This is a genomic window from Streptomyces sp. 3330 (assembly GCF_031456635.1).
Lineage (GTDB): Bacteria > Actinomycetota > Actinomycetes > Streptomycetales > Streptomycetaceae > Streptomyces.
The window spans coordinates 96,355-110,150 of sequence record NZ_JAVDVA010000001.1 but is presented as its reverse complement, the minus strand read 5'-3'; the positions used below and the strand labels follow the sequence as shown (position 1 = coordinate 110,150).

At 72.8% G+C, this 13,796-nt stretch carries 14 protein-coding genes; 5 read left to right on the top strand and 9 right to left on the bottom strand.

Going from position 1 to position 13,796, the window contains the following annotated elements; translation table 11 throughout:
* Nucleotides 1-79: 79 nt before the first annotated feature.
* Nucleotides 80-1,489 (bottom strand): type I glutamate--ammonia ligase, encoded by a 1,410-nt coding sequence (gene glnA / locus J2X68_RS00500; RefSeq protein WP_190148013.1) that lies wholly within the window; start codon nucleotides 1,487-1,489, stop codon nucleotides 80-82.
* 197 nt (nucleotides 1,490-1,686) lie between these two features.
* Between glnA and J2X68_RS00495 the strand changes: the two genes are divergently transcribed.
* Nucleotides 1,687-2,154 carry an RDD family protein gene (locus tag J2X68_RS00495; protein ID WP_310430377.1) on the top strand — a complete coding sequence of 156 codons (468 nt, stop codon included), beginning with the start codon at nucleotides 1,687-1,689 and terminating at the stop codon, nucleotides 2,152-2,154.
* 282 nt (nucleotides 2,155-2,436) lie between these two features.
* On the opposite strand, the gene J2X68_RS00490 is transcribed toward J2X68_RS00495, so the two are convergent.
* The 4 genes from J2X68_RS00490 to lipB form a co-directional block, all read right to left on the bottom strand.
* On the bottom strand, nucleotides 2,437-3,138 hold the full coding sequence (locus J2X68_RS00490) for a DUF4191 domain-containing protein (protein ID WP_057599652.1): 702 nt from the start codon (nucleotides 3,136-3,138) through the stop codon (nucleotides 2,437-2,439).
* 79 nt (nucleotides 3,139-3,217) lie between these two features.
* On the bottom strand, nucleotides 3,218-3,418 hold the full coding sequence (locus J2X68_RS00485; protein WP_310430376.1) for a hypothetical protein: 201 nt from the start codon (nucleotides 3,416-3,418) through the stop codon (nucleotides 3,218-3,220).
* A gap of 281 nt (nucleotides 3,419-3,699) precedes the next feature.
* Nucleotides 3,700-4,665 carry a lipoyl synthase gene (gene lipA / locus J2X68_RS00480; RefSeq protein WP_310430375.1) on the bottom strand — a complete coding sequence of 322 codons (966 nt, stop codon included), beginning with the start codon at nucleotides 4,663-4,665 and terminating at the stop codon, nucleotides 3,700-3,702.
* A gap of 117 nt (nucleotides 4,666-4,782) precedes the next feature.
* Nucleotides 4,783-5,580, bottom strand: coding sequence for a lipoyl(octanoyl) transferase LipB (lipB, locus tag J2X68_RS00475; RefSeq protein WP_310430374.1), 798 nt, complete (start codon nucleotides 5,578-5,580; stop codon nucleotides 4,783-4,785).
* Between the two features lie 244 nt (nucleotides 5,581-5,824).
* Here lipB and J2X68_RS00470 point away from each other — a divergent pair, with 244 nt between their 5' ends.
* The gene (locus J2X68_RS00470) at nucleotides 5,825-7,345 is read left to right on the top strand and encodes a regulator (protein WP_310430373.1); all 1,521 of its coding nucleotides are present in this window, start codon (nucleotides 5,825-5,827) and stop codon (nucleotides 7,343-7,345) included.
* 176 nt (nucleotides 7,346-7,521) lie between these two features.
* Here J2X68_RS00470 and J2X68_RS00465 read toward each other — a convergent pair whose 3' ends face one another.
* Both J2X68_RS00465 and J2X68_RS00460 read right to left on the bottom strand, forming a co-directional pair.
* The gene (locus J2X68_RS00465; protein ID WP_310430372.1) at nucleotides 7,522-8,940 is read right to left on the bottom strand and encodes an NAD(P)/FAD-dependent oxidoreductase; all 1,419 of its coding nucleotides are present in this window, start codon (nucleotides 8,938-8,940) and stop codon (nucleotides 7,522-7,524) included.
* A gap of 161 nt (nucleotides 8,941-9,101) precedes the next feature.
* The gene (locus J2X68_RS00460) at nucleotides 9,102-9,995 is read right to left on the bottom strand and encodes a TIGR01777 family oxidoreductase (protein WP_310430371.1); all 894 of its coding nucleotides are present in this window, start codon (nucleotides 9,993-9,995) and stop codon (nucleotides 9,102-9,104) included.
* Between the two features lie 71 nt (nucleotides 9,996-10,066).
* Here J2X68_RS00460 and J2X68_RS00455 point away from each other — a divergent pair, with 71 nt between their 5' ends.
* Nucleotides 10,067-10,564 (top strand): GNAT family N-acetyltransferase, encoded by a 498-nt coding sequence (locus J2X68_RS00455; RefSeq protein ID WP_310430370.1) that lies wholly within the window; start codon nucleotides 10,067-10,069, stop codon nucleotides 10,562-10,564.
* Between the two features lie 54 nt (nucleotides 10,565-10,618).
* On the opposite strand, the gene J2X68_RS00450 is transcribed toward J2X68_RS00455, so the two are convergent.
* Nucleotides 10,619-11,803: a MarP family serine protease gene (locus J2X68_RS00450; protein WP_310430369.1), complete on the bottom strand. Its 1,185-nt coding sequence runs from the start codon at nucleotides 11,801-11,803 to the stop codon at nucleotides 10,619-10,621.
* Nucleotides 11,804-12,083: 280 nt separating this feature from the next.
* Here J2X68_RS00450 and J2X68_RS00445 point away from each other — a divergent pair, with 280 nt between their 5' ends.
* Nucleotides 12,084-12,863 carry a peptidoglycan recognition protein gene (locus tag J2X68_RS00445; protein ID WP_399039207.1) on the top strand — a complete coding sequence of 260 codons (780 nt, stop codon included), beginning with the start codon at nucleotides 12,084-12,086 and terminating at the stop codon, nucleotides 12,861-12,863.
* A 72-nt stretch (nucleotides 12,864-12,935) separates the two neighbouring features.
* Nucleotides 12,936-13,256, top strand: a complete 321-nt coding sequence (locus J2X68_RS00440; protein ID WP_310430915.1) for a hypothetical protein — start codon at nucleotides 12,936-12,938, stop codon at nucleotides 13,254-13,256.
* 10 nt (nucleotides 13,257-13,266) lie between these two features.
* Here J2X68_RS00440 and J2X68_RS00435 read toward each other — a convergent pair whose 3' ends face one another.
* On the bottom strand, nucleotides 13,267-13,788 hold the full coding sequence (locus J2X68_RS00435) for a DUF4240 domain-containing protein (RefSeq protein WP_310430883.1): 522 nt from the start codon (nucleotides 13,786-13,788) through the stop codon (nucleotides 13,267-13,269).
* Nucleotides 13,789-13,796 lie beyond the last annotated feature (8 nt).

The window sequence follows — 13,796 nt, the reverse complement described above, 5'->3', positions numbered from 1 at the left end:
GGAACGGGGGCGTCGGCACAGCCCGGAGAAGCGACGACTGCGGCCCTGCCGGCTCACGGGCCCACGGGCCCGGGGCCGATCACACGTCGAAGTACAGCTCGAACTCGTGCGGGTGCGGGCGCAGCTGCAGCGGGGCGATCTCGTGCGTGCGCTTGTAGTCGATCCACGTCTCGATCAGGTCGGGCGTGAAGACGTCACCGGCGAGCAGGAACTCGTGGTCGGACTCGAGGCGGTCCAGGACGGCCGGGAGCGAGGTCGGGACCTGCGCGACGCCCGCGTGCTCCTCGGGGGCCAGCTCGTAGAGGTCCTTGTCGATCGGCTCGGCCGGCTCGATCTTGTTCTTGATGCCGTCCAGGCCCGCGAGCAGCAGGGCGGAGAACGCCAGGTACGGGTTGCCGGAGGCGTCGGGCGCGCGGAACTCGACGCGCTTGGCCTTCGGGTTGGAGCCCGTGATCGGGATACGCATGGCCGCGGAGCGGTTGCGCTGCGAGTACACCAGGTTGACCGGGGCCTCGAAGCCCGGGACCAGACGGTGGTACGAGTTCACCGTCGGGTTGGTGAAGGCCAGCAGCGACGGGGCGTGCTTGAGGATGCCGCCGATGTAGTAGCGGGCCATGTCCGACAGGCCCGCGTAGCCGGCCTCGTCGTAGAACAGCGGGGAACCGCCGGTCCACAGCGACTGGTGGACGTGCATGCCCGAGCCGTTGTCACCGAAGATCGGCTTCGGCATGAAGGTCGCGGTCTTGCCGTTGCGCCAGGCGACGTTCTTCACGATGTACTTGAAGAGCTGAAGGTCGTCGGCCGCGGCGAGCAGCGTGTTGAACTTGTAGTTGATCTCGGCCTGGCCGGCGGTGCCCACCTCGTGGTGCTGACGCTCGACCTGGAGGCCGGACGCGGCCAGCTCCAGGGAGATCTCCGCACGCAGGTCGGCGAAGTGGTCCACCGGCGGGGTCGGGAAGTAGCCGCCCTTGTAGCGGACCTTGTAACCGCGGTTGTCCTCGAGCGCGCCGGTGTTCCAGGCGCCGGCCTCGGAGTCGATGTGGTAGAAGGACTCGTTCGCGGAGGTCTGGAAGCGCACGCTGTCGAAGACGTAGAACTCGGCCTCGGGGCCGAAGTACGCGGTGTCGGCGATACCGGTCGACGCCAGGTACGCCTCGGCCTTCTTCGCCACGTTGCGCGGGTCACGGGAGTACTGCTCGCCCGTGATCGGGTCGTGGATGAAGAAGTTGATGTTCAGCGTCTTGTCACGGCGGAAGGGGTCCACACGCGAGGTCGACAGGTCGGCGCGCAGCGCCATGTCGGACTCGTGGATGGCCTGGAAACCGCGGATCGACGAGCCGTCGAAGGCGAGCTCCTCGTCCGGGTCGAACGCCTCGACGGGCAGCGTGAAGTGCTGCATGACGCCCGGCAGGTCGCAGAAGCGGACGTCGACGAACTTGACGTCCTCGTCCGCGATGAACTTCTTGGCCTCGTCGGCGTTCTGGAACATCCAGCTCCTCCTACTCCCGGCCGTCGAGCCGGGGTGGTAGTTCGTTCGTGCGGCCAGTGCGGTGGCACACGCTGACATCGACCCTAGGGACGGGTGATTTCTCGGGCGTGACCCATTTGTTTCGCACAAGTTAACCGGACCCTGCCCGGTGTACCCCACCTGTCCGTATCGCGAAACGGGCGCAGTACCGTGGTCGGGTGGACAACAGGGATGCAATCGGATCGTGGCTCTCGGGCCCGCGCGCGGCCGCCGAGGAAGCCGGTGTCGACTTCGGATACAGGGGCGAGCAGCTCGGTCTGCCCGAGCACGGGCCGGGCTCGATCGCCCGGCCCGGAAGGCGGCTCGGTGCGCTGGCCGTGGACTGGGGATTCGGCGTCTTGATCGCATACAGCTTGATCACGGACGGCTACAGCCCGGCCACCAGCAACTGGGCGCTGCTCGTCTTCTTCGTCCTGAGCGTCCTGACGGTCGGTACGGTCGGCTCCACCCCGGGCAAGCGCCTGTTCGGCCTGCGTGTGGTGTCCGTCGAGACCGGCGCGGTCAGTCCGCTGCGTGCCGTGGCGCGCACGATCCTGCTCTGCCTGGCCGTCCCGGCCCTGATCTGGGACCGCGACGGCCGCGGCCTGCACGACCGCCTGGCCCGCACGGTGGAAGTCCGGATCTGAGCGTCCGGGACGATCCACGGCCGGCAGAACAGGAACGGCAGTCCACGGCCGGCAGTCCGCGACCGGCAGTCCAGGGACGACAGTCCGCTGTCCAGGGTGCGCGGTCCGTGATGCGAGGCGAAGTGCGCGGTCCGTGGTCGCCGACCCGTGACCCGCACCCCCCGGCCGTCGGCCCCTGCCCGCCGACGCGACCGGCGGCTTCGGTACGGCGACGAGCGGCGTGCACGACGAAGGGGCGCCCGGAGTGATCCGGGCGCCCCTTCGTGACGTGGGGAGGGTGCTTCAGCGGGCCTTGCCGCCGCCCTTCGGCAGGCGCATGCCCTTCGGCATCGGGCCCTTCGGCAGCGGCATGTTGCTCATCAGGTCGCCCATGGCGCGCAGCCGGTCGTTGGTGGCGGTCACCTGCGGGCCGGCCAGGACCCGCGGGTACTTCAGCAGGGTGGTGCGCAGCTTCTTCAGCTCGACCTGGCCCTCGCCCGTACCGACGATCACATCGTGCACCGGCACGTCCGCGACGATGCGGTTCATCTTCTTCTTCTCGGCGGCCAGCAGGCTCTTCACCCGGTTCGGGTTGCCCTCGGCGACCAGGACGATGCCGGCCTTGCCGACGGCCCGGTGCACCACGTCCTGGCTGCGGTTCATCGCCACCGCGGGGGTGGTCGTCCAGCCCCGGCCGATGTTGTCGAGGACGGCCGCGGCGGCGCCCGGCTGGCCTTCCATCTGGCCGAAGGCGGCCCGCTCGGCCCGGCGTCCGAAGACGATCGCCGTCGCGAGGAAGGCGAGCAGGAAGCCCAGGATGCCCAGGTAGACCGGGTGGTCGATCAGGAAGCCGATCGCGAGAAAGACGCCGAACGTGATGAGGAAGACACCCGCAAGGACAAAACCGATCGTCTTGTCGGCCTTGTGGGTCATCTTGAACGTCAGGGCGATCTGCTTCAGTCGCCCGGGGTTAGCGGCGTCCGCCGCGCTGTCACTTCTCGCCATGCCGCAAAGTCTACGTGGCCCCGGAAGCGCCTACGACGGCAGGAGGGGAGGTGTGGGGAGGGTGTGGGGAGCGGGTGGGTCAGGGGCGGGCGATGGTGACCGCTTCGAGGACGCGCTGCGCCTCGACCCGGTCCTTGGCGCGACGACGGTCCTCCAGCACGGAGTTCCAGGCGTTGCGACGCGCGGTGCGCTGGCCGCTGCTCATGAGCAGCGATTCGACGGCGCGCAGTGCGGTGCTGAAGGTCGGGATCGCGGTGGCGCGAACGGGCGCGGCCTGCATGGCGGGTGTCCCCCTCGGACGGCTTCGGGTACGGGGATGTCTGGTGCACGTGATGTGACACCAGCGTCACTGATTGGTGTTACCAGGGCGTGACCGACCGGTCAAACACGAATGAAGCCTGGATGCGCAGGGCCGAAACGCTGACGCGACCCCGGCGTACGCCCTCATCTGCGAGGACGGCCGGGGCCGCGTCGAATCGGTCACTACTGGCCGGTAGCATCTTGTGCGGGAATTCACACAGTCGGCCTGCGTCCGTACGGAGCAAGGAAGCTGACGTGGTGTCAGACGGCCTGCGAGGCGATGTACGCGCCGCGCTTCTCGACGGCCATCTGGTACAGGCGCCCGGCACGGTAGGAGGACCGTACCAGCGGGCCCGACATCACGCCGGAGAAGCCGATCTGCTCGGCCTCCTCCTTCAGCTCCACGAACTCGTGCGGCTTGACCCAGCGCTCCACCGGGTGGTGACGCACGGAGGGCCGCAGGTACTGCGTGATGGTGACCAGCTCACAGCCCGCGTCGTGCAGCTGCCGGAGTGCCTCGCCGACCTCCTCGCGGGTCTCGCCCATGCCGAGGATCAGGTTCGACTTGGTGACGAGGCCGTGGTCGCGGGCCGCCGTGATGACGTCCAGCGAACGCTCGTAGCGGAAGCCGGGCCGGATCCGCTTGAAGATCCGCGGGACGGTCTCGACGTTGTGCGCGAAGACCTCGGGCCGCGAGGAGAAGACCTCGGCCAGCTGCTCCGGAACGGCGTTGAAGTCGGGGGCGAGCAGCTCGACCTTCGTCCGCCCGGCCTCCCGTTCGGCGGTCTGCGCGTGGATCTGCCGGACCGTCTCGGCGTACAGCCAGGCCCCGCCGTCGGCCAGGTCGTCGCGCGCGACGCCGGTGATGGTGGCGTAGTTCAGGTCCATCGTGACGACGGACTCGCCGACGCGCCGCGGCTCGTCCCGGTCCAGCGCCTCGGGCTTGCCGGTGTCGATCTGGCAGAAGTCGCAGCGCCGGGTGCACTGGTCGCCGCCGATCAGGAAGGTGGCCTCGCGGTCTTCCCAGCATTCGTAGATGTTGGGACAGCCGGCTTCCTGGCACACGGTGTGCAGCCCCTCGCTCTTCACGAGGTTCTGCATCTTGGTGTACTCGGGACCCATTTTCGCCCGGGTCTTGATCCACTCGGGCTTGCGCTCGATGGGGGTCTGGCTGTTGCGGACCTCCAGGCGCAGCATCTTGCGTCCGTCGGGTGCGACTGCGGACACGTCGGCTCCCTGCCTGTCTGCGTAGACTTTCGATTCTTCGGCGCACACCAGGGTACGCCCGTGTTTGCCGGGTCCTGCTGTGAGGCCAGCCTCAGAGCCTGGGGCCGGTTCCCTCGGTCAGACGGTCGCCTTCTCGATCTCCCGCGGCTTCGGCTCCGCGGTCTCGAGGACGTCCCTCAGGTGCCGCTCCACCACCGGGAGCACCTCGTCGATCGTGACGTCCCGGCCCAGCTCGTTCGCCAGCGAGGCGACCCCCGCGTCCCGGATCCCGCACGGGATGATCCGGTCGAACCACTGGTTGTCCGGGTTCACGTTGAGCGCGAAGCCGTGCATCGTGACGCCCTTGGCGACCCGGATCCCGATCGCCGCGATCTTGCGGTCCTCGCGCCGCTGGCCCGCGTTCGAGGGGGCGTACTCCGGGCCGTTCAGCCGCGGATCGAACTCCTCGTCGGTGAGCCGGGGGTCGAAGTCCAGCGACAGTCCGCCGAGCGAGGGGCGCTGCTCGACCGGATCGCCGAGCACCCAGACGCCGCTGCGGCCCTCGACCCGGCAGGTCTCGAGGCCGAACTCCGCGCACGCCCGGATCAGGGCCTCCTCCAGGCGCCGCACATGGGCGACGACGTCCACCGGCCGCGGCAGCTTCAGGATCGGATAGCCCACCAGCTGTCCCGGCCCGTGCCAGGTGATCTTGCCGCCGCGGTCCACGTCCACGACCGGGGTGCCGTCCAGGGGGCGCTCGTCGTCGGCGGTGCGCCGGCCTGCGGTGTACACCGGGGGGTGCTCCAGGAGCAGCACGGTGTCCGGGATCTCGTCGGTGAACCGCGCCGCGTGCACGCGGCGTTGCTCCTCCCACGCCTCCCGGTACTCGACGGCGTCCCCGCCGAACCCCATCCGGACGAACCGCAGCTCGCTCACGGCAAGCGCCTCCCTGGAAAGTCGTCAGGCGCGTCGGGCGCCCAAGCCACTGTACGTCCGCGCGTCCCGCGTCAGCCTCGGGGTCAATCCTCACACGATCGGATGAATGAACGTCGATATGTGCGACCGGCTGCTTACGCTCCGCTACATTCGCGCCGTTCACGAGGCCAAAAGGGCTGCTCACAGCAGCAGGCACTTCATCCGGGCACGTCAAAGGCCCGGGAGGCAGGAGACCGCACCGCAGATGACGGAACGACCCGCGCAGCGCACTCCCAACCGCCAGCTCGCCGCGCTCATCGCAGAAGCGGGCTTCTCCAACGCGGGACTGGCCCGTCGCGTCGATCAGCTCGGCCTCGAACACGGGCTGGATCTCAGATACGACAAGACGTCCGTCACCCGGTGGCTGCGCGGGCAGCAGCCCCGGGGCACCACCCCCGCGCTCATCGCCGAGGTCTTCACCCGGCGCCTGGGCCGTCGCCTCACGGCCCAGGACCTCGGCCTGGACGCCTGCGCCCCCGTCTACGCGGGCCTGGAGTTCGCCGGAACCCCCGAGGAGGCCATCGACATCGTCGGCGGACTGTGGCGCAAGGACTCCGGCAGCCACGCCGAGCTCCGCAAGATCGCCTTCACCCCGGCGGGGCTCGTCGTGCCGAGCCGTGACTGGCTGATCGGGCGGGCCGACGAGAAGGTCGCCCGCAGCGAGCCGCCCGCCCGGGTGCCCGTCCAGGGCCGTGCGGCGCCCCGGTCCGCCGTGCCCCAGCAGCCCGCCTCCGCGCCGCCCGGCGTGGCTCCGCCCCAGGTGCTGCCGGGTCCCGCGGCCGTCCCCCGGCAGCGCGGCCAGGGCGGTGAGCGGGGCCTCGGCCAGCGGGTCACGGGAGGCGACATCTCCGCGCTCCGCTCGGTCGGCGAGCTCTTCCGCAGCCTCGACGACCGGTACGGCGGCGGTCACGCCCGCCAGGCCCTCGTGCGCTACCTGGAGCACGAGTGCGAGCCGATGCTGCGCGGCGCCTACGGGGAGCAGACCGGCCGCCGCCTGTTCGGCGCGGCCGCCGACCTGACCCGGCTCGCGGGCTGGACCTCCTTCGACATCGCCGCGCACGGCCTGGCCCAGCGCTACTTCGTCCAGGCCCTGCGGCTCTCCCAGGCGGCCGCGGACCGGGCGTACGGCTCCTTCGTCCTCGTCACCATGAGCCGCCAGGCCGTCTATCTCGGCCACGGGCGCGAGGCCGTGCAGCTCGCGCGGGTGGCCCAGCAGGGGGTCGGCACGGGCGCCCCGGCCGTCGTGCAGGCGCTGCTGCACGCGGCGGAGGCGCGCGGGCACGGGGTGCTCGGCGAGGTGCGCGCCTCGACCGCCGCGCTGGTCCGGGCCGAACGCGCGCTGGAGGCGGCCAAGTCAGGCGACGAGGTGCCGCACTGGGCGCGCTTCTTCGACGAGGCGCAGCTCGCCGACGAGTTCGGCCACTGCCACCGCGACCTCCAGCAGTTCCGGGCGGCCGCGCAGCACGCCGAGCGCTCCTTGCAGCTGCGCCCCGCCGCGCACGCCCGCAGCCGGCTGTTCTGCCGGGTCGTCCTCGCCTCCGCCCGGCTCGGGCTGGGCGAGCTCGACCAGGCGTGCCAGCTGGCCGCGGAGGCCGCCGGGCAGGCGGCGGAGATGCGGTCCGTCCGCGCGCTGGAGTACGTCAGGGACTTCGAGCGCCGGCTGGAGCCGTACAAGGACGCGGCCCCGGCCCGCACCTACCGCGACAAGGTCGCGGCCCTGGCCTGACCCCCGCCCCGGGGGCTCCACCCGGGCCCCGGCCCTGTGCCCACCGCTCCACCCGCCCCGGCGGAGGGAGCGCCGCCGCTCGGGCACGTCGGCCCGACCGGCGTCCGGGCGGCGGGCGGGCAGGAGGCCCCTCCGGGGCCGACGGGGTCCGGGCCTGGGCCCCGGGGGCGGGACGGTCACGCGGCCGCCCGCTCCTGACGGGCCGTCGGGCGCGGATCGGCCAGGTGCAGCGAACCGGCGCCGCCCAGGTCGGAGACGATCGCCGCCGCGGCCCGGTGCGCCGAGTGCAGCGCGCCCTGCACGGTGCTGGTGTCCCGGTGGTCGCCGCACACGTACAGGCCCGCCAGGAGCCGTACCGCCCGTCGCAGGTCGTGCGGCGCCCGCATGGCCGGCACGGCCTCGGCGGTGTGGTGCACGGCCAGCGTCTCCCAGCGCGCGGTCGAGGTGCCGTACAGCCGGGACAGATGCATGCGTACGGCCGTGTCGACGCCCGGCGGCGGTGTGCCGAGGACCGTGGACGAGATCAGCGCGCGTCCCGCGGGCGCGCGGGCGGGGTCCACCCGGCTGACCACGGCCGTGTGCGCGACCGGCCCGCCCCGGTCGGCGTCGAGCAGCAGCGACGCGCCGGTCGCGGGCGGTTCGTCCGTCGTGTGGTGGACGACCGTCACCGGATGGAAGTCGGGCACCCGCAGCCCGGGCAGCAGCTCCGCCGCGGTGCGCGCGTCGGTGGCGACCAGCACGGCGCGGCAGCGGAACTCGCCGTGCTCGGCGGTGGTCACCGAGGTCGTGGAGACCGAGGTGACCCGTACCCCGGTGTGCACGGTGCCCGGCGGCAGCGTCCGCGCGAGCAGCTCGGGCAGCACCTCGGCCCCGCCCTCCGGCAGCGACAGCCGGCCGGCCGCGAAGGCGCGCAGCGCGAGGTCCGCGCACCGGCTGGAGGTGGTGAGGTCGGGGTCGCACAGCAGCGCGGCGAGCAGCGGACGCAGGAAGCCGTCGATCGTGCGGGCGGGCAGCCCGCGGGACGCGAGGGCCTGGGCGGCCGGTGCCTCCGGGCGGCGCATCAGCCGTTCGGCGGGGACGGCCGCGAGCCGGGTGAGCGCGGCGCCCAGCCGCGCCTGGTCCACGGCGGTGCCCAGTGGCGCGCCCGCCCGGACCCGGGGTGGCGGCGCCGGTCGCGCCGGTGCGGCGGGGGAGCCGCCGGCGCGCGCCCTGGGCGGCGCGCCGGGCCGGGGAACGCTCGCGAGGGCGCGTACGGCGTGCAGTGCGCCCCTTGCGCTCCCCGCGCCCGCCTGTGCGCCCGCGCGGTGATGGCGTCCGTCGCTGTGCAGCAGGACCCCCGGCGCGAACGGACGCAGGACGAGCGCGTCCAGCCCCGGTGTCAGGTCCAGTTCCGGATACGCCGTGGACAGCAGCTGCCCGATGCGGTCGAGCCGGAAGCCGTCGACCTTCTCCGTCGACATGCGGCCGCCCACGTAGGGAGCGGCCTCCAGGACTGCGGTCGTTACTCCTGCGCTGGCCAGCCGGTGCGCGGCGGAGAGACCGGCGACTCCGGCTCCCACCACGACGACGTCTGCCTGGTACGCGGGCTCAAGCACGTGCCCCTCCTCGAGGTTGCGCGGCCGGTGGAGACGTCATGCCCCCAACAGCCGTCTTGGATACCCGAGTTCGGGTCGAGGTTAGGGCCGTGATCGGTCAGGAACAGTCGCGCATGGACAGGGCACGGTCGCACGGCGGTCGCATACGGTCACGCGAAGGATCAGGCTGCCCGGATGGCGTCCTCGATCCCGGGGAACGCGAAGGTGAACCCGGACTCCAGCAGCCGCTTCGGCACCACCCGCGCGCTCCCCAGCACGTCCCCGGCCATCTCGCCCAGCACCGAGCGCAGTACCGGCGCGGGCACCGCGAACAGCGTCGGCCGGTGCAGCACCCGCCCCATCGCCTCGGTGATCTCCCGGTTGGTCAGCGGCTCGGGCGCGGTCAGGTTGAACGGTCCCGACAGATCGTCCCGGTCGAGCAGATGCCGGATCGCCGCCACCTCGTCGTGCAGGGCGATGTACGACCAGTACTGCCGGCCGTCGCCCATCCGCCCGCCGAGCCCGGCCGTGAAGAGGGGGAACAGCTTGCCCCAGGCCCCGCCGCCGCGCGCCACGACCAGCCCGGTCCGGGTGAAGACGGTACGCACGCCCGCCTCCTGCGCGGGGGCCGCGGCCGCCTCCCACTCCACGCACAGCTCCGGCAGGAATCCGCCCCCCGCGGGCGAGTCCTCGTCCACCACCCGCTCGCCCGTCTCGCCGTACAGGCCCATCGCGCTGCCGTTCACGAAGACCCGCGGCCGTTCGTCGAGCGACGCGACCGCCTTCGCCAGCGCCGTCGTGCCGTGCACCCGGCTGTCGTGGATCCGCTTCTTGTACGCCTCGCTCCAGCGCTTGTCGCCGACGCCCGCCCCGGCCAGGTTGACCACGGCGTCGCACCCGGCCAGCCCGGCCGCGTCGACCCGCCCCGCTTCGGGGTCCCAGCGCACCTCGTCCGCGCTCCGGGGCGCGTGGCGCACGAGGCGCACCACCCGATGCCCGTCCGCCGTCAGGGAACGCACCAGGGCACTGCCGATCAGGCCGGAGGCGCCGGCCACCGCGATTCGCTCAGGTTCCATGCGGCCATCCTGCCCCGTGGCCGGAGAAAACCCCGGGCTGCCCGCCGTCTCCCCGCCATAGGGTGACGGCCATGCCCGAACCTTCCGCACCCCGCATCCGCGCCGCTCGGCCCGAGGACGCCGAGGCGCTGGCCCTCGTCGACCGTCTGACCTGGTCCCCTCTGCACGCGGTCATGCCCGAGCCGGAGCCTCCGTACCGCCCCTTCTTCGACGAGCGCCATCGCGCCGAGAACCATCTGGTCGCCGAACTGGACGGCCGTGTCGTCGGTTACGTCCGCCTCGGCCTGCCCACGTCGCTCGCGTGCAACGCGCACGTGCGCCAGATACAGGGCCTCGCCGTCCTCGACGAGGGGCGCGGCCGGGGCGTCGGACGGGCGCTGGTCCGCGCCGCCGTCGAGGAGGCCCGCGGCCAGGGAGCCCGCCGGATCACCCTGCGCGTCCTCGGCCACAACACCCCGGCCCGCAGGCTCTACGCGTCCGAGGGCTTCGTGGTGGAGGGCGTCCTGCCGGAGGAGTTCCTGCTGGGCGGGGAGTACGTGGACGACGTGTTCATGGGGCGTGCGTTGTAGCGCGCGGTCGCGGAGCACCGGGCCGCGGCGCCCTGCCGGAGCGCGGCGCGGGGCTCAGGAGGTCGTCGGCTCGCCCGTGTCCACCGGCGCCGTCGCCTTCGCCGCCCGCTCGGCGTCGCCGGCCACCTCGGCCGCCGTGAGCACGTACCCCGTCTCGTCGTCGGAGGTGGAGCGGGCGAAGACGACGCCGTAGACCCGGCCCTCGGTGGTCAGCAGCGGGCCCCCGGAGTTGCCGGGGCGGACGGTGGAGCGGATCGAGTAGATCTCCCGGGTGACGATCTCGTCGTTGTAGATGTTCCGGCCGGTGGCCTTCACCCGGTTCGCGACCGTCGCCGCCTGGAGGTTCAGGTCCCCGTCCTGCGGATAGCCGGCGACGACCGCCGAGTCCCCGCGCGAGGCGTCGTCGTCGAAACTCAGGACCGGTGCCCTGAGGTCCGGCACGTAGAGCACGGCCACGTCCTTGTCCGGGTCGAAGAGCACCACGCGCGCGTCGTACGACCGGCCCACACCGCCGATCCGCACGGTCGGGTCGTCGATGCCCGCCACCACGTGCGCGTTGGTCATCACGTGCTCGCTCGCGTAGACGAAGCCGCTGCCCTCGCGGCCCTGGTCGCCCGTGACGCCCTCGATCTTCACCGTGCTCCGCTCGGCCGCCCCGGTCGCGCTCGGCGTGACGTCGTCGCCGGTGGGCTTGGCCACCTCGGCCGTCGACTCGTTCTCGAACGGGTTGAAGACCTGCGGGAAGCCCGCCTGGGTCAGCGCCGAGGTGGCCCGCGAGAACCAGGTGGGCGTGGTGTCCGGCATGGCCTCCTGCACCGCTCCCAGCAGCCGGGAGTCCCGTATCGACGACGTGACCACCGGGGACGAGGACGCGCCCAGCACGCTCGCCGCCACCCACGCCACGATGAGCACCGCCACCGCGTTCGCCGCCGCCCCGCCGACCCCGTCGGCCACCCGCAGCGGACCGCGGTCCAGCTCCCGCCGCAGCCGCAGCGCCAGCCGGCCCGCCAGCTCGTGCCCGGCCACCGCGGGGAGCAGGACGGTGACCACCGCCGTCACCGTCGCCGCCGTGGTCCCCGGTGTCACCAGGTCCATCAGCCACGGCAGCACCCACACGCCGACGACCGCGCCGCCCACGAACCCGGCGAGCGAGACACAGCCGGCCACCAGTCCGCGCCGGTAGCCGGATCCGGCGTAGGCCAGGATCACCAGCACCAGCAGGATGTCGAGCAGGTCCACGCGGCCGCCTTTCTGTCGGAACCCCTGGTCGGTGAGTACGTGCGGGAAGGGCCCAGTGATCAGCTACCCATCGACACGCGCGCGTGACCGACCCGACCGGCCACGCGTGCGTGTCACCCCGAAAACGCCGTGGACCGGGACGATGGTTCCACCAGGTGGCACAGCACACATCGCGGACGGACCGGAACCGGCCGACAGTGGGTTCATGTGTGCCCTCCGACCGGTGTCCGCGCCGGGAACGCGAGGACGGCGCCCGGCGCGGACACCGGGCCCGCTCCTCGTGCTCCTGGGCTGCCTGCCCGGGCTCGCCGCCATGGCCGCCCTGGGATTGTGCGCCGGCGGCGTCGACCACGCCGCCACGGCCGCGTCGGGCAGCCGCCCGCCCGCCGCCCGGCCCGCCGCCGTCCACCCCGCGGTCCGGCCGCCCGTCGTGCCCCGCTCCGTCTGGCTGGACGACCTCGCCCGGCACGCGCAGCCGCCCCCGCGCTACGACGACAAGGTCGTCGCCGTCTTCGTGCATCACACCGACTCGCCCAACGGCTACGCCTGCGCCGACGCGCCCCGCATCATCCGCTACCTGTACGCGGGCCAGACCGGCGCCCGTGACTGGGACGACATCGGCTACAACTTCCTCGTCGACCGCTGCGGCACGATCTACGAGGGCCGCGCGGGCGGCGTCGACCGGCCCGTCACCGGCGCCCACACCCAGGGCTTCAACCACCGCACGGCCGGCATCGCCGCCCTGGGCACCTTCACCGCCGGGGTGCCGGTGCCGCAGGCGATGGTCGACGCGATCGCCGCCCTGGCCGCCTGGAAGCTCGGTCTCTCCGGCGTCGACCCGCGCGCGAAGGTCCGGCTCACCTCCAGCAACAGCCGCAGCCGGTACGCCGCGGGGGCCACCGCCACCCTCCCCGCGCTGGCCGGCCACAAGGACGGCTACATGACGAGCTGCCCCGGCGCCGCCCTCGCCGCGCGGCTGCCGGAGATCCGTGAGGCGGCGGCCCGGCTCCAGGGCAGACCGGCCGGCCCGCCCGCCCGGAGTCTCACAGGAGCGCCTTAGGCGGCGTTCAGGGTTCTCCCATTCCCGCGTCCTACGGTCATGCACGACAGGAACAGACCGGAGGCGGGGATCATGAACAGCAGTCGTAACCGGTCCGCGGGGAACTCGGGACACGCGGGCCACCCGGGGAGCACGGCACGTCAGGCGGGCGGGGAGAGCGCCGGAGCCGCGGGCGACGCGGCCGGCGCGGAGCAGAGCCCGCCATGGGCCAAGGCCGCCCGCAGCCCCTGGACCGTGCTGTGCGCCGTCGCCGCGGTCGTCCTGGGCCCGGCGGCGACCACCGCCTCCGCCCTGGAGCAGGCCAACAAGGCGCCGCTGCACCACGCGGTGCGGGTCGATCAGTCGCAGGCGTACATCCCGGCGGACAGCACCCGCCGCAAGCTCGCGGTGTGACCGCCGGGCCTCACTCCTTGAAGCGCTGCCACAGCCGGGGATACCGCTCGGCCAGCGCGGCCTCGTTCTCGAACGCGACCGGCGTGCCCTCGGGCTCGGCGGGCGCGGGCGGAATGCCCAGGTCCGGGGCGACGGTCCCGGTGAGCTGCTCGTAGGCCTCGTCGGCCGCGTAGCCGAGTTCCTCGCCGTCCCCGTCGATCTCCTCGTCGAAATCGTCCAGCAGATCGGCGAGCGAGTCCGGGTCGCCGTGCAGGGCGCCCTCGAAGACCTCGCGGCCCTGTCCGATCAGCCAGCACCGGAAGAAGTCGAAGGCGTCGTCGCTGGCCCCGTCCAGCAGCAGCCAGGCGGCGCCCCACAGGTCCCAGCGGTACGCCCGGTTGTAGCGGGACTCGAAGTGCCGGGCGAAGTCGAGCACGGAATCCGGGTCCAGCCGGACCAGCCGCTCCACGAGCTGGTCGGCCTGCTCCTCGGGATCGCCCTGCGCGGCCTCGCGGGAGGCGTCCACCAGCTCCCAGAACTCCGTCTCGTCCATCACGCGTC

Coding starts and splice junctions, on each gene's coding strand:
- J2X68_RS00460 (WP_310430371.1), bottom strand. CDS start 9,995: ATGGAACCTGAGCGAATCGCGGTGGCCGGCGCCTCCGGCCTGATCGGC.
- J2X68_RS00440 (WP_310430915.1), top strand. CDS start 12,936: ATGAACAGCAGTCGTAACCGGTCCGCGGGGAACTCGGGACACGCGGGC.
- J2X68_RS00470 (WP_310430373.1), top strand. CDS start 5,825: ATGACGGAACGACCCGCGCAGCGCACTCCCAACCGCCAGCTCGCCGCG.
- J2X68_RS00455 (WP_310430370.1), top strand. CDS start 10,067: ATGCCCGAACCTTCCGCACCCCGCATCCGCGCCGCTCGGCCCGAGGAC.
- J2X68_RS00435 (WP_310430883.1), bottom strand. CDS start 13,788: ATGGACGAGACGGAGTTCTGGGAGCTGGTGGACGCCTCCCGCGAGGCC.
- J2X68_RS00485 (WP_310430376.1), bottom strand. CDS start 3,418: ATGCAGGCCGCGCCCGTTCGCGCCACCGCGATCCCGACCTTCAGCACC.
- J2X68_RS00490 (WP_057599652.1), bottom strand. CDS start 3,138: ATGGCGAGAAGTGACAGCGCGGCGGACGCCGCTAACCCCGGGCGACTG.
- glnA (WP_190148013.1), bottom strand. CDS start 1,489: ATGTTCCAGAACGCCGACGAGGCCAAGAAGTTCATCGCGGACGAGGAC.